This is a genomic window from Mycobacterium sp. 4858 (genome assembly GCF_900240975.1).
Classification (GTDB): Bacteria; Actinomycetota; Actinomycetes; order Mycobacteriales; family Mycobacteriaceae; genus Mycobacterium.
Genome location: NZ_LT968776.1, coordinates 598820 through 612034, shown reverse-complemented (window position 1 = coordinate 612034; position 13215 = coordinate 598820). Strand labels below are relative to the sequence as shown.

Genomic DNA, 13215 nt, shown 5'->3' with positions numbered 1-13215 from the left:
GACGAGAAGAGCGAAGAAACCATGGCTGAAGTTTTGGTGCTCGTTGAGCACGCCGAAGGCGCCCTGAAGAAGGTCACCTCCGAATTGATCACCGCCGCCCGCCCGCTGGGCGAGCCGGCCGCCGTCGTCGTCGGCAAGCCCGGCACGGCCGCGCCCCTGATCGACGGTTTGAAGGAGGCGGGCGCCGCCAAGATCTATGTCGCCGAGTCCGACGACGCCGAGAACTACTTGATCACCCCGGTGGTCGACGTGCTGGCCTCGCTCGCCGAGTCGAACGCTCCGGCGGCCGTGCTGCTGGCCGCCAACGCCGACGGCAAAGAGGTCGCGGGCCGGCTCGCCGCCCGGATCGGATCCGGCCTGCTGGTCGACGTGGTCGGCGTCCAGGAGGGCAACAAGGCGGTGCACTCCATCTTCGGTGGCGCGTTCACCGTCGAGTCGCAGGCCAACGGCGACACCCCGGTGATCACGGTCCGCGGCGGCGCCATCGACGCCGAGCCGCAGGCCGGTGCCGGCGAGCAGGTCACCGTCGAGGTACCGGCGCCCGCCGAGAACGCCACCAAGATCACGGCCCGTGAGCCGGCGGTCGCCGGTGACCGGCCGGAGCTCACCGAGGCCTCGATCGTGGTGTCCGGTGGCCGCGGCGTGGGCAGCGCGGAGAACTTCAGCGTGGTCGAGGCGCTGGCCGACTCGCTGGGCGCCGCCGTCGGTGCGTCGCGCGCCGCGGTCGACTCCGGCTACTACCCGGGCCAGTTCCAGGTCGGTCAGACCGGCAAGACGGTGTCGCCCCAGCTCTACATCGCGTTGGGGATTTCCGGGGCCATCCAGCACCGCGCGGGCATGCAGACCTCGAAGACCATCGTCGCGGTCAACAAGGACGAAGAGGCGCCCATCTTCGAGATCGCCGACTACGGCGTGGTGGGCGACCTGTTCAAGGTCGCCCCGCAGCTGACCGACGCCATCAAGGCACGCAAGGGCTGAGTTCCTCGGCTTGAGAGCCCCGGCGCCGCGGCGCCGGGGCTCTTGCGTCTCGAGGCTTGGGACTGTGTCCGCAGCGGGTACTGGCTGCTGGAATTTGATAGCGCGGGCGCTATCAAATTCCAGAGTCGGGAAGTGGTCCTGAAGCCGACCGCCGCGCCCGGTCAGCGTCGCGTCGATGCGCGGTCACACCTGAGGCCGGTTCGGTGAACCCGAAATGTCTTCCGCCCGAGGGCATCCGGGCCGCAAAGTTGGAAAGGCGTTCAATCGGACGTCGGTCGCCGACGCGCAGCCCCCTCGGCGAGATCTTGGTCGCCGCTCGAAAATGCAACTGCCGCACGGGCTTTCGATGCCGAGCGCCGCGCATCCTGCGCGCGTTGCCGGACGACGCGGGCTGCCTGACGGGCTTCTTGTGCGCGGGCAACCGCGCTTCCCGCGTGAGGCGCGGGCACCGTCTGATTGGCGGCGCGGCGGCGGACCCGGGCGCGGTGGGCTTTCTGTCGGCATGCCGCGCTGCAATACCGTGCGTCGGCACGGCCGTAAAAGGCGGTGCCGCATTCCCAGCAGTACGACCGGCAGGCGGTCATAACGGTATGTTACGGCTATCCGTCACGTATAGCAACACTTGTACGATGTCTTCCGCTAACTGGTATGGTGGCTTTACCGGCAGATTAAGGCCTAACCCCAACGGTAACTTCCCTTCTCAGCAAACTTATTTTCGCAAGCGGGGTTCGCCTTCACTACCTGCGCCACCGGGCATCAGTCTGAAGAAAGTCGGGAGATGCGCGAAGACGAGTGTGGATCGGCTTTTGGGCTCCGCCGCCCGGACTTTCTGAGCCGGATGCATGAGCAGCTCGACGAATTGGCCGCCGAACGCCAGCAGATGGCGCAGCTGCTCCAGGTAGCGATCGAGATCGGTTCCGATCTCGAGCTGGACGCGATACTGCACCGCATCGTGGCCGCCGCGATAGGCATGACCGGTGCCCGCTACGGCGCCATCGGGGTGTGGGGGCCCGAGGGAACTCTGGCGTCCTTCGTACACAGTGGGATGGCCGCGGATACCGTGCGGCGGGTCGGTCATCTGCCGGTGGGCAAAGGGCTGCTTGGTGCCCTGCGCGACCGTACAGAGCCGTTGCGCGTGGCCGAGCTGTCCGACCATTCGACGGCCGTGGGGTTCCCGGAGCACCACCCGCCGATGCGGGCGTTCCTCGGCATGCCCATCATCATCCGCGGCGTGGTGTTCGGCAGCCTCTACGTCACCGACGACCGGCCCGGCCGCTGCTTCTGCGAGGCCGACGAGGTCACCGTCCGGGCGCTCGCGTCGGCGGCATCGGTGGCCATCGACAATGCCCGCTTGTTCGACCGGGTCCGCGCGGGCGCCCGGTGGACCGACGCCAGCCGCGAGATCAGCAACGCCCTGCTGTCCGAGTCGGGCCCCGGCGTGCAACCTCTGCAACTGATCGTCGAGCGCGCCGCCGAGCTGACGGACGCCGAGCAGGCGATCGTCCTCGTTCCGACCGACCCCGACCGGCCCAACGACGACCGCCTCGTCGTGTCCGCGGCGGTCGGCCTGCACGCGGATCAGGTTCTGGGGCAAGAGATCCCGATCGACGGGTCCACCACCGGCGAGGTGTTTCGGGCCGGCTGGCCGCTGCTCACCGAGACATTTCGGCGTCCCATCCCGGCGTTCACCGACGTAGGCGAGCGACCCGCGATCCTGATGCCGCTCAGATCCGACCAGCAGACGTTGGGCGTGATCGTGGTGGCCCGTAACACCGATGCGGAGCCCTTCGACGAAACGCATCTCGACCTGGTTCGCGACTTCGCCGACCACGCGGCGATCGCCCTCACGCTGGCGACCGAACGGCGGAACGCGCGGGAGTTGAGCGTGCTGGTCGACCGGGAACGCATCGCCCGCGATCTGCACGACCAGGTGATCAGCCGCGTCTTCACCGTCGGGATGGACCTGCAGGGCGTCGTGGCCCGGCTTCGTTCACCGCAACTCGCTTCGCGGCTGACCAGATCCGTCAACGAGTTGCAGAACGTCATCGACGACATCCGGCGCACCGTCTTCGATCTCCAGCGCCCGCAGGCCCGGCGGCGCACGCTCGCCGAGCGCGTCCAAGACGCGATCGCGCGCCTCGCCGACGACGACAATCAGGGGACGACGCTGCGCATGGCGGGGACGATGACCGCGGTGAGCGACGAACTCGCCGAACACGCCGAAGCCGTCGTCAACGAGGCGCTCAGCAACGCTGTGCGGCACTCGGGGGCCGGGGCCATCGCCGTCGAGGTCACCGTCACCGACGAGCTGCTGCTCGAGATCACCGACGACGGGTGCGGGATTCCCGCCAATGGCCACCGCGCCGATGGTCTGGACGACATCGCCCGCCGTGCCAAAGACCTCGGCGGTGACTGCGCGATCACCAGTCCGCCCGGCGGCGGCACACGCGTCCGCTGGAGCGCGCCACTGCGGACTTCCTGACCCGGGCTCTGGAGGGGGAGCCCGGGTCAGCCCGCTCTCGCGACCACATTTCGTCACCTGACGTGCACGGACACGTCACAGCCACGATGCCGACTCGCTCATCGGCTACGCAACGTTGGTTGACATGAGCATTGCTTCTGTCCTGATTCCCAGCGACAAGGCCGAAGGCGCGACGGCGGCGTCGGCCGCCGGGCCGCACTACTCGCTCCTGCTGTCCACCGACGCCAGCATGATCGAGGCGGCGCAGCGGCTACGGTATGAAGTCTTTTCCACCACGCCCGGCTTTGCACTGCCGACGAACGACGGCGAACGACGGGATGTCGACAGGTTCGACGAGCACTGCGACCACCTCCTGGTCCGCGACGACAGCACCGGCGAACTGGTGGGTTGCTACCGGATGCTGGCGCCGGCGGGCGCGATCGCGGCCGGGGGCCTCTACACCGCGACGGAGTTCGACATCCGCGCTTTCGACCCGATCAGGCCGTCGCTGGTGGAGATGGGACGCGCGGTGGTGCGCGAGGGCCACCGCAACGGCGGCGTCGTGCTGCTCATGTGGGCCGGCATCCTGGCCTACCTCGACCGCTACGGCTACGACTACGTGACCGGCTGCGTGTCGGTGCCGGTCTGCGGGGACGCCGACGACCCGGAGAATCGGGTTCCGGGCCGCCAGCTGCGGGGCGTCCGCGACTTCATCCTGGACCGCCACGCCGCACCGGCGCAGTACCGGGTGCGCCCGCACCGGCCGGTGGTCGTGGACGGCAAGGCGCTCGACGACATCCCGGCGCCCGCTCGCCCGTCGGTCCCGGCGCTGATGCGCGGTTACCTGCGGCTGGGCGCGCAGGTGTGCGGTGAGCCCGCGCACGACCCCGCCTTCGGGGTTGGCGATTTCTGCGTCCTGCTCGACAAAGGGCGCGCCGATACCCGATATCTCAAGCGGCTGCGGTCGGTGTCGGCGGCCTCGCAGATGGCCGGCGGCGACCGATGAACGCGCCCGCCCGCACCGGGCACCCCTGGCTGCCGCGCGCGACGTGTGACGCCGGTTGTGTGGGTCTCTGCGACGTGACCGCGTCATCGAGGCTTCTGGTGGCGCTGCGGGTCACGCTTCGCGTCATGCTGGCCCTGCTGCTGGCGCCGGGGGTGGCGCTGCTGGCGGTGCCGCTGCCCGGCCGCACGCGCGTGCAGCGCATCTACTGCCGGATGGTGTTGCGCTGCTTCGGCATCCGGATCACGGTGACCGGCAGCCCGATTCGCAACCTGCGCGGGGTTCTGGTGGTCAGCCCGCACATGTCCTGGCTCGACGTCTTCGCCATCGGCTCGGTGTTGCCGGGGTCGTTCGTCGCCCGGGCCGATATGTTCACCGGGCCCGCAACGGGCATCGTGGCCCGCATCCTGAAGATCATCCCGATCGAGCGGTCCAGTCTGCGGTTGTTGCCCGCGGTGGTCGACACCGTCGCCCGCCGGCTGAGCGGCGGCCAGACCGTCGTGTGCTTCCCGGAGGGCACCACCTGGTGCGGTCGGGACGGCGGGGCGTTCTATCCCGCGATGTTCCAGGCCGCGATCGACGCCGGCCGTCCGGTGCAGCCACTTCGGCTGACCTACCACCACGTCGACGGCAGCGTCTCGACCGTGCCGGCCTTCGTCGGCGACGAGACCCTGGTCGGATCCATCCGCCGGCTGCTGACCGTGCGACGCACGCTGGCGCGGGTGCACGTCGAATCCCTGCAGCTCCCGGGGACGGATCGGCGAGCGCTGGCGAGCCGCTGCCAGTCGGTGGTGGGCGGCACAGCCGCCCGGCCCGCCCGGCGCGGACGCGTGCTGCTGGCCTCTTAGCCAAATGGTGGCGACCCGCTGCGCCCGGCTACGCCGCGCTTGCGATCGCCACTAGCCAAACGGTGGCGACCCGCAGCGCCCGGCAACGCCGCGCTTGCGATCGCCAGTAGGCCCGGTGGAACTTTCACCTGCCGGTATCGTGGGTCGCGTCATGGTCTACCTCGATCACGCCGCTACCACGCCGATGCACCCCGCCGCCGTCGAGGCGATGGCGGCGGTGCTCGGCACCGTCGGCAACGCCTCCTCGCTGCACACCAGCGGCCGGACGGCGCGGCGGCGCATCGAGGAATCCCGCGAGCTCATCGCCGACCGGCTGGGCGCCCGCCCGTCGGAGGTCATCTTCACCGCGGGCGGCACCGAAAGCGACAATCTGGCGGTCAAGGGCATCTACTGGGCCCGCCGCGACGCCGAACCGCGCCACCGGCGCATCATCACCAGCGAGGTCGAACACCACGCCGTGCTGGACTCGGTCAACTGGCTCGTCGAACACGAGGGCGCCGAGGTGACCTGGTTGCCGACCGCCGCCGACGGTTCGGTCTCGGCCACCGCGCTGCGCGAGGCGCTGCGCAGCCACGACGATGTCGCGCTGGTGTCGGTGATGTGGGCCAACAACGAGGTCGGCACCGTCATGCCGGCCGCCGACCTCGCCGCCGTCGCGGCCGAGTTCGGGGTTCCGATGCACAGCGACGCCGTGCAGGCGGTGGGGCAGTTGCCGGTGGACTTCGCCGCCAGCGGGCTCTCGGCGATGAGCGTTGCCGCGCACAAGTTCGGTGGCCCTCCCGGGGTGGGCGCGCTGCTGGTGCGCCGCGACGTGGCGTGTGTGCCGCTGGCGCACGGTGGCGGACAAGAGCGTGACATCCGTTCCGGCACCGCCGACGTCGCCGGTGCGGTCGGCATGGCGGCCGCGGCCCGGATCGCGGTGGACGGCATCGAGGCGAACAGCGCGCGGCTCCGGGCGTTGCGTGACCGGCTGATCGACGGGGTGCTCGCGGGCATCGACGACGTCAGCCTCAACGGCGCCCGCGACCCGTCCCCCGCAAGCGGGAGGTACCCCCAGCGGTTGCCCGGCAACGCACACTTCACGTTCCGCGGCTGCGAAGGCGATGCGTTGTTGATGTTGTTGGACGCCAACGGCATCGAATGCTCGACCGGGTCGGCGTGCACCGCGGGCGTCGCGCAGCCGTCGCACGTGCTGCTCGCGATGGGTGCAGACCCCACCAGCGCCCGCGGATCCTTGCGGATGTCCTTGGGTCACACCAGCGTCGACGACGATGTGGATGCGGTGTTGCAGGTGCTGCCCGCGGCGGTGGACCGCGCCCGCCGCGCCGCACTGGCCGCCGCGGGGGCTCCCTAAGTGAAGGTCCTCGCCGCGATGAGTGGCGGCGTCGACTCGTCGGTCGCCGCCGCCCGCATGGTCGACGCCGGACACGACGTGGTCGGCGTGCATCTGGCGTTGTCGGCCACGCCCGGCACGCTGCGGACGGGTTCGCGCGGCTGCTGCTCGAAAGAAGATGCCTCGGACGCGAGCCGCGTCGCCGATGTGCTCGGAATCCCTTTCTACGTCTGGGATTTCGCCGAGCGGTTCCAAGCCGACGTGATCGACGATTTCGTGTCCTCCTACGCGCGCGGCGAAACGCCCAACCCGTGCGTGCGGTGCAATCAGCGGATCAAGTTCTCCGCCCTGTCGGCGAAAGCGGTTGCGCTGGGCTTCGACACCGTGGCCACCGGCCACTACGCCAGGCTGTCCGGTGGGCGGCTCCGCCGCGCGGTTGACCACGACAAGGACCAGTCCTACGTGCTCGCCGTGCTGACCGCCGAGCAGCTGCGCCACGCCACGTTCCCCATCGGTGACACCCCCAAGGCGCAGATTCGTGCCGAAGCGGCCCGCCGCGGCCTCGCGGTCGCGGAGAAACCCGACAGCCACGACATCTGTTTCATTCCCTCGGGGAATACCCGAGCCTTCCTCGGCGAGCGCATCGCGGTCCGGCGCGGCGCCGTCATCGGCGCTGACGGCACGGTGCTCGCCGAGCACGACGGCGTGCACGGTTTCACCGTCGGCCAGCGCAAGGGCCTGGGCATCGCCGGCCCTGGCCCCGACGGCGGCCCGCGCTACGTGACGGCGATCGACGCCGACACCGCGACCGTACGGGTGGGAGAGGCGGCCGACCTCGAGGTGCGCGAGTTGCGCGGGCGCGAGCCGGTCTTCACCGGGGGACGGCCGCCATCGGGCCCCGTCGAGTGCTCGGTCCAGGTCCGCGCACACGGTGAAACCGCCGACGCGGTAGCGGAATTGGTCGGCGACGAGCTGGTCGTGCGGTTGCGCGTCCCGCTGCGCGGCGTCGCTCCGGGCCAGACGCTGGTGCTGTACCGCCCGGACCCGGACGGTGACGAGGTGCTCGGCAGCGCCACCATCGCCGCTACCGCACGCTAAGCCGGTACGTTCGCGACGATGTTCGTCATCACGATGTCGGACACCGATTGCGCAAAGCCGCAGAACGTGACCTCCAGGATGGCCACCGACCGCAGCCGGTAGTCGCGGCCGCAGCCACCGGGCCGCAGATGCAGCGAGCCGGCGTCGGCCTTCCAGTCGCCGACGTATTGCTGGCCACCCGAGCCGTCGGCGCAATCCCCGACCGTGGTCACCAAGGCGCCGAAGGCGCGCCGTGCGGTGTCGACGTCCCGGTAGGCCGCGGCGCCCTCGGAGATCAGCGCCCCATCGGGCGGGTCCTGGAACGTCGTCTTGTGGAACTCCTCGACATCCGGGCCGAACGTGGCGGTCTCGGCGTAGATGAACCGGCATTCGCGCGGCGTGGTGTCGGCGAGGGCGTCGATGTCCACCGGCCTGGTGCCGTCCATGGACGGGATGATCGTCAGGTGCTCCCCGGCGCCGGTGATCGCGCGCATCCGCGACTGGTCCAAGAGGATCGTGTCGACGTTCACCCCCTGCACCGCCCTGCGGGGGGAACCGAATCCCGCCACCGCGGCGCCGTCCACCACCCGGGTGCACGCGGCAGCCAGCACCACTACCGCCCACAGCAGCAGCGGCCGCGCCCATCTCGCCATCCGCGACACGTTTCGTACCCTTCTCGCGGTTGAACCTACCCGTGCGGTGGCGCGACAGACACCCCTGGTCAACGGCGTGGCGGGTCAGGTCGAATACGGTTGGGCGGGTGAGTGTTATCCCGCATTCCTTCGCGAGGGCCAGCGGCATCGGGTCGTGGCCCGGCATCAAGCCGCGGGAGGCCGCCGAGGTCGTCGTCGGTGAGTTGGCCGACGCGTTGTCGCACATCGTCGAGCTGCCGGCCCGCGGAGTGGGCGCCGACATGCTCGGACGGGCCGGCGCGCTGCTGATCGACGTGGCCATCGACACCGTGCCGCGCGGCTATCGGGTCGCCGCGCGGCCGGGTGCGGTCACCCGCCGCGCCGCCAGTCTCCTCGAGGAGGACATGGACGCGTTGGAAGAGGCCTGGGAGGTGGCCGGCCTGCGTGGTGGCGACCGCGTGGTCAAGGTGCAGGCTCCCGGGCCGATCACCCTGTCGGCCGAGCTGGAGCTGGCCAACGGCCATCGGGCGATCACCGACCCCGGCGCCGTGCGCGATCTGGCGGCGTCGCTGGCCGAAGGCGTCGCCGCCCACCGCGCGGCGCTGGCGCGCCGGCTCGAGACGCCGGTGGTGGTGCAGTTCGACGAGCCGTCGCTGCCGAACGCGTTGGGCGGGCGGCTGACCGGTGTGACGGCGCTGAGCCCGGTGGCGCCGCTGGACGAAGCGGTGGCCGTAGCCCTGCTCGACGACTGCGTCGCCACGGTGGGAGGCGCGGCGGTGTTGCACAGCTGTGCCGCGGAGTTGCCGTGGAAGATGTTGCAGGGCAGCCAAATCGGTGCGGTGTCGGTGGATGCGAGCACCTTGGTGGCGGCGGATCTCGACGGTATGGCCGGGTTCGTCGAATCGGGCCGCACGATCATGCTGGGGGTGGTGCCCAGCAGCGCTCCGGAGCGGCGCCCGTCGGCCGAAGAGGTGGCGGCCGCCCTGGTCGGGGTGACCGATCGCCTTGGCTTCGGGCGCTCGGCGCTGCGCGACCGCATCGGCGTCACCCCGGCGTGTGGCCTGGCCGGCGCGACGCCGGAATGGGCCCGCCTGGCGATCGGGCTGGCCCGTAAGGCGGCCGAGGCATTCGCGGGGGACCCGGACGCCATCTGATAGGCAACCAAATAGTTGCGCTTTTCGTGGTGCCGTGGTGGACTCATATGCAACCGGGAGGTTGCATATGAGGATTGAGAAGCGCGTATTGCTGCACGCGCCGTTGGAGCGGGTATGGCGGGCCATCAGCGACGCCGACGAGTTTGGCCGCTGGTTCGGAGTCCGCTTCGACGGGCCGTTCGTCGCCGGGACTTCGGTCGGCGCGGTGATCCATCCGACAACGGTCGACGACGAGGTCGCCAGTCGGCAGGAGCCACACACCGGAGTAGAAAGCACCTGGCACATCGTCGCCGTCGAGCCGCAGCGGCGGTTCGCCTATCGGTGGCACCCCTTCGCCGTCGACCCGGACGCCGACTACGGCCAGGAGCCGACCACGCTGGTCGAGTTCACGCTGTCGGAAACGCCCGACGGCGTGCTGCTCACCATTACCGAGTCCGGATTCGAGGACATTCCCGAAGCGCGCCGCCCTTCCTCCTTCGAGGCCAACTCCGAGGGGTGGGCGATCCAGACGGATCTGGTGCGCAGGTATCTGGAAGAAGCCCGCGAATGAGGGGGCGCGTCGCGGTGGGCGCGCCGCTCTTCGACGCGCTCGGTGACCCGAACCGGCTGCGCATCATCGTGCGGCTCTGCGATCTTGGCCCGAGCTCGACGTCACAGCTCACCAGCGTCATACCCGTCAGCCGCCAGGCTGCCAGCAAGCACCTGCAGCTGCTGGAATCGGCGGGTTTGGTGACCAGCAGCAGGCGCGGTCGCGAGCGAGTCTGGGCGGTGCGGACAGCCCCCTTGGCCCAGGCCAGTGACTACCTCACCGCCTTGTCGCGCCGGTGGGATGCGGCGGTGGACCGGCTGCGGGCATACGTGGAGGACTGAGTCCGGGTGTCGCCGCGCTCGGATAGCCTGCGAGGGTGAGCTCAGCAGAAGCTGATCCGGTGTCGCCCGAGGTGCGGCGGCAGTGGCAGGAACTGGCCGGCGAAGTCCGCGAACACCAGTTCCGCTACTACATCAAGGACGCGCCGATCGTCTCCGACGCCGAATTCGACAGGATGTTCAACGAGCTTCTGGCGCTCGAGGAGCGGTATCCGGAGCTGCGTGTCCCCGATTCCCCGACCCAGTTGGTCGGTGGCGCCGGCTTCGCGACCGACTTCACCGAGGCCGAGCACCTGGAGCGGATGCTGAGCCTCGACGACGTCTTCGACCGCGACGAGTTGGTCGCCTGGAGTAACCGCGTCGAGACCGAGATCGGCCGCGATCCCCACTACTTGTGTGAACTCAAGATCGACGGCGTGGCGTTGTCGCTGGTGTACCGCGACGGCCGGCTGGAACGCGCCGCCACCCGGGGCGACGGCCGGGTCGGCGAGGACGTGACGCTCAACGCGCGCACCATCGACGATGTGCCCGAGCGGCTCACCGCCACTGCGGATTTGCCGATTCCTACCGTGCTGGAGGTGCGTGGCGAGGTCTTCTTCATGCTCGCCGATTTCGAGGCGCTCAACGCCAGCCTGGTCGAGGACGGCAAGGCGCCGTTCGCCAATCCGCGTAACAGCGCGGCCGGTTCGCTGCGTCAGAAGAACCCGGCGGTCACCGCCCGGCGCAAGCTGCGGATGATCTGCCACGGCATCGGCCGCACCGACGGGTTCGCGCCCAAGACGCTGCACGAGGCCTACACGGCCCTTAAGGCCTGGGGTCTGCCCGTGGCCGAACAGACCGCGCGGGTGTGTGGCCTTGCCGCGGTGGAGGACCGGATCGGCTACTGGGGCGAGCACCGCTACGAGATTGATCACGAAATCGACGGCGTCGTAGTCAAAGTCGACGCCTTCTCGCTGCAGCGCCGGCGGGGGACGACGTCGGGGGCGCCGCGCTGGGCCGTCGCCTACAAGTACCCGCCACAGGAGGCGCAGACCAAATTGCTCGACATCCGGGTCAACGTCGGGCGCACCGGTCGCGTCACGCCCTTCGCCTTCATGACGCCGGTGAAGGTGGCGGGGTCGACGGTGGGGCTGGCCACGCTGCACAACGCCAGCGAGGTCAAGCGCAAGGGCGTGCTGATCGGCGACACGGTGATGATCCGCAAGGCCGGCGACGTGATCCCCGAGGTGCTGGGTCCCGTCGTCGACCTCAGGGACGGGTCCGAACGCGAATTCGTCATGCCCACAACGTGTCCCGAATGCGGTACCCCGCTGGCCCCCGCCAAGGAGGGTGACGCCGACATCCGCTGTCCCAATGCCCGGTCCTGCCCAGCGCAGTTGCGCGAGCGCGTCTTTCACGTCGCCGGGCGCGGGGCGCTCGACATCGAGGGGCTGGGTTACGAGGCGGCCACCGCACTGTTGAAGGCGGGGGTGATCGCCGATGAGGGCGACCTGTTCACCCTCACCGAGGACGACCTGCTGCGCACCGAGCTCTTCCGGACCAAGGCCGGCGCGCTGTCCGCCAACGGCAGGCGACTGCTCGACAACCTGGACAAGGCCAAGACGGTGGCGCTGTGGCGCGTCCTGGTGGCGCTGTCGATCCGGCATGTCGGACCGACCGCCGCGCGCGCCCTGGCCACCGAATTCGGCAGCCTGGACGCGATCATGTCGGCATCGACCGAGCGGCTGGCCGCGGTCGAAGGCGTCGGGCCGACGATCGCCGCCGCGCTCACCGAGTGGTTCACCGTCGACTGGCACCGCGCGATCGTCGACAAATGGCGGGCCGCGGGGGTGCGGATGGCCGACGAGCGCGACGCCAGCGTGGCCCGCACGCTGGAAGGGCTCACGGTGGTCGTCACCGGTTCGCTGGCGGGCTTTTCGCGCGACGACGCCAAGGAGGCGATCATCGCGCGCGGCGGCAAGGCCGCCGGTTCGGTGTCGAAGAAGACCGACTACGTCGTCGCCGGCGATGCGCCGGGTTCCAAGTACGACAAGGCCGTCGAGCTCGGCGTCCCGGTCCTCGACGAGGACGGTTTCCGGAAGCTGTTGGCCGAGGGGCCGCCGGAAGCTCCGGCGGACTAGGCGATCACGACCTGACCCGAAATTTGGGCCGCACCGCCCAAGCGGCTCTATCGTGGGCGCTATGACCCAGATGGCGGACCCGTGCGCACCGGCGTCACCGTGGTCGCCGCGGGAGGCCGAAATTCTGGCGGTGACCCTGCGCCTGTTGCAGGAGCACGGCTATGACCAGCTGACCGTGGACGCGGTCGCCGGTGCCGCTCGCGCCAGCAAGGCCACGGTGTACCGGCGCTGGCCCTCCAAGGCCGAGCTGGTGTTGGCCGCCTTCATCGAGGGTGTCCGCCAGGTGGCGGTGCCGCCGAACACCGGTACGTTGCGCGGCGATCTGCTGCGACTGGGGGAGACGATCTGCCAGGAGGGCGGCCGGCATGCGAGCACGATCCGTGCGGTGATGGTCGAGGTGTCGCGCCTCCCCGCACTCAACGAGGCCATGCAGCGTCAGTTCCTCGACCAGCGCAAGGCGTTGATCCAGCACGTCTTGAACCAAGCGGTGGACCGCGGCGAAATCCACCCGGGCGCCGTCACCGACGAACTCTGGGACCTGTTGCCCGGCTACCTCATCTTCCGGTCCATCATGCCGGACCGGCCGCCCACCCGTCGCACCGTGCAAGCGCTGGTCGACGGTTTCCTCATCCCGGGTCTGACCAGAACCATCGGGTAACGGCGCGGTCACCCACGGGCAAGCCGTCTTTCGTTGAATGTGTACGCGCGCGTCTCTTGTACAGTACGGTCCCGTACCGTACTG

At 69.9% G+C, this 13215-nt stretch carries 12 protein-coding genes; 11 read left to right on the top strand and 1 reads right to left on the bottom strand.

Annotated features, from left to right (window positions below):
* Window positions 1-21: 21 nt before the first annotated feature.
* The 6 genes from C1737_RS11260 to mnmA all read left to right on the top strand — a co-directional run bounded on the left by C1737_RS11260 (window position 22) and on the right by mnmA (window position 7721).
* Entirely contained in the window at window positions 22-978 is a 957-nt protein-coding gene (locus C1737_RS11260; RefSeq protein WP_067917194.1) for an electron transfer flavoprotein subunit alpha/FixB family protein, read from the top strand.
* Between the two features lie 838 nt (window positions 979-1816).
* Window positions 1817-3460 carry a GAF domain-containing protein gene (locus tag C1737_RS11250; RefSeq protein WP_233214734.1) on the top strand — a complete coding sequence of 548 codons (1644 nt, stop codon included), beginning with the start codon at window positions 1817-1819 and terminating at the stop codon, window positions 3458-3460.
* A gap of 124 nt (window positions 3461-3584) precedes the next feature.
* Entirely contained in the window at window positions 3585-4445 is an 861-nt protein-coding gene (locus C1737_RS11245; RefSeq protein ID WP_068094155.1) for a GNAT family N-acetyltransferase, read from the top strand.
* The gene (locus tag C1737_RS11240) at window positions 4442-5290 is read left to right on the top strand and encodes a 1-acyl-sn-glycerol-3-phosphate acyltransferase (RefSeq protein ID WP_068094158.1); all 849 of its coding nucleotides are present in this window, start codon (window positions 4442-4444) and stop codon (window positions 5288-5290) included. Before C1737_RS11245 ends, C1737_RS11240 begins: the two co-directional genes overlap by 4 nt.
* A gap of 151 nt (window positions 5291-5441) precedes the next feature.
* Window positions 5442-6644: a cysteine desulfurase family protein gene (locus C1737_RS11235; RefSeq protein WP_102419898.1), complete on the top strand. Its 1203-nt coding sequence runs from the start codon at window positions 5442-5444 to the stop codon at window positions 6642-6644.
* The gene (gene mnmA, locus C1737_RS11230) at window positions 6645-7721 is read left to right on the top strand and encodes a tRNA 2-thiouridine(34) synthase MnmA (protein ID WP_102418236.1); all 1077 of its coding nucleotides are present in this window, start codon (window positions 6645-6647) and stop codon (window positions 7719-7721) included. It abuts the gene before it with no gap.
* On the opposite strand, the gene C1737_RS11225 is transcribed toward mnmA, so the two are convergent.
* Window positions 7718-8353, bottom strand: a complete 636-nt coding sequence (locus C1737_RS11225; RefSeq protein ID WP_068094166.1) for a sensor domain-containing protein — start codon at window positions 8351-8353, stop codon at window positions 7718-7720. The genes mnmA and C1737_RS11225 overlap by 4 nt on opposite strands.
* 116 nt (window positions 8354-8469) lie before the next feature.
* Between C1737_RS11225 and C1737_RS11220 the strand changes: the two genes are divergently transcribed.
* The 5 genes from C1737_RS11220 to C1737_RS11200 all read left to right on the top strand — a co-directional run bounded on the left by C1737_RS11220 (window position 8470) and on the right by C1737_RS11200 (window position 13131).
* Complete coding sequence (locus tag C1737_RS11220; protein ID WP_102419897.1) at window positions 8470-9486, top strand: methionine synthase; 1017 nt, start codon at window positions 8470-8472, stop codon at window positions 9484-9486.
* Window positions 9487-9553: 67 nt separating this feature from the next.
* Window positions 9554-10036 (top strand): SRPBCC family protein, encoded by a 483-nt coding sequence (locus C1737_RS11215; RefSeq protein WP_067923380.1) that lies wholly within the window; start codon window positions 9554-9556, stop codon window positions 10034-10036.
* On the top strand, window positions 10033-10356 hold the full coding sequence (locus C1737_RS11210; protein ID WP_102418234.1) for a helix-turn-helix transcriptional regulator: 324 nt from the start codon (window positions 10033-10035) through the stop codon (window positions 10354-10356). The genes C1737_RS11215 and C1737_RS11210 overlap by 4 nt, the downstream gene beginning before the upstream one ends.
* Window positions 10357-10391: 35 nt before the next feature.
* The gene (gene ligA, locus C1737_RS11205; protein ID WP_102418231.1) at window positions 10392-12473 is read left to right on the top strand and encodes an NAD-dependent DNA ligase LigA; all 2082 of its coding nucleotides are present in this window, start codon (window positions 10392-10394) and stop codon (window positions 12471-12473) included.
* 49 nt (window positions 12474-12522) lie between these two features.
* Window positions 12523-13131, top strand: coding sequence for a TetR/AcrR family transcriptional regulator (locus C1737_RS11200; RefSeq protein ID WP_102419896.1), 609 nt, complete (start codon window positions 12523-12525; stop codon window positions 13129-13131).
* The last annotated feature ends 84 nt before the right edge of the window (window positions 13132-13215 follow it).

Coding starts and splice junctions, on each gene's coding strand:
- C1737_RS11215 (WP_067923380.1), top strand. CDS start 9,554: ATGAGGATTGAGAAGCGCGTATTGCTGCACGCGCCGTTGGAGCGGGTA.
- C1737_RS11225 (WP_068094166.1), bottom strand. CDS start 8,353: ATGGCGAGATGGGCGCGGCCGCTGCTGCTGTGGGCGGTAGTGGTGCTG.
- C1737_RS11260 (WP_067917194.1), top strand. CDS start 22: ATGGCTGAAGTTTTGGTGCTCGTTGAGCACGCCGAAGGCGCCCTGAAG.
- C1737_RS11235 (WP_102419898.1), top strand. CDS start 5,442: ATGGTCTACCTCGATCACGCCGCTACCACGCCGATGCACCCCGCCGCC.
- C1737_RS11250 (WP_233214734.1), top strand. CDS start 1,817: ATGCATGAGCAGCTCGACGAATTGGCCGCCGAACGCCAGCAGATGGCG.
- C1737_RS11245 (WP_068094155.1), top strand. CDS start 3,585: ATGAGCATTGCTTCTGTCCTGATTCCCAGCGACAAGGCCGAAGGCGCG.
- C1737_RS11240 (WP_068094158.1), top strand. CDS start 4,442: ATGAACGCGCCCGCCCGCACCGGGCACCCCTGGCTGCCGCGCGCGACG.
- C1737_RS11210 (WP_102418234.1), top strand. CDS start 10,033: ATGAGGGGGCGCGTCGCGGTGGGCGCGCCGCTCTTCGACGCGCTCGGT.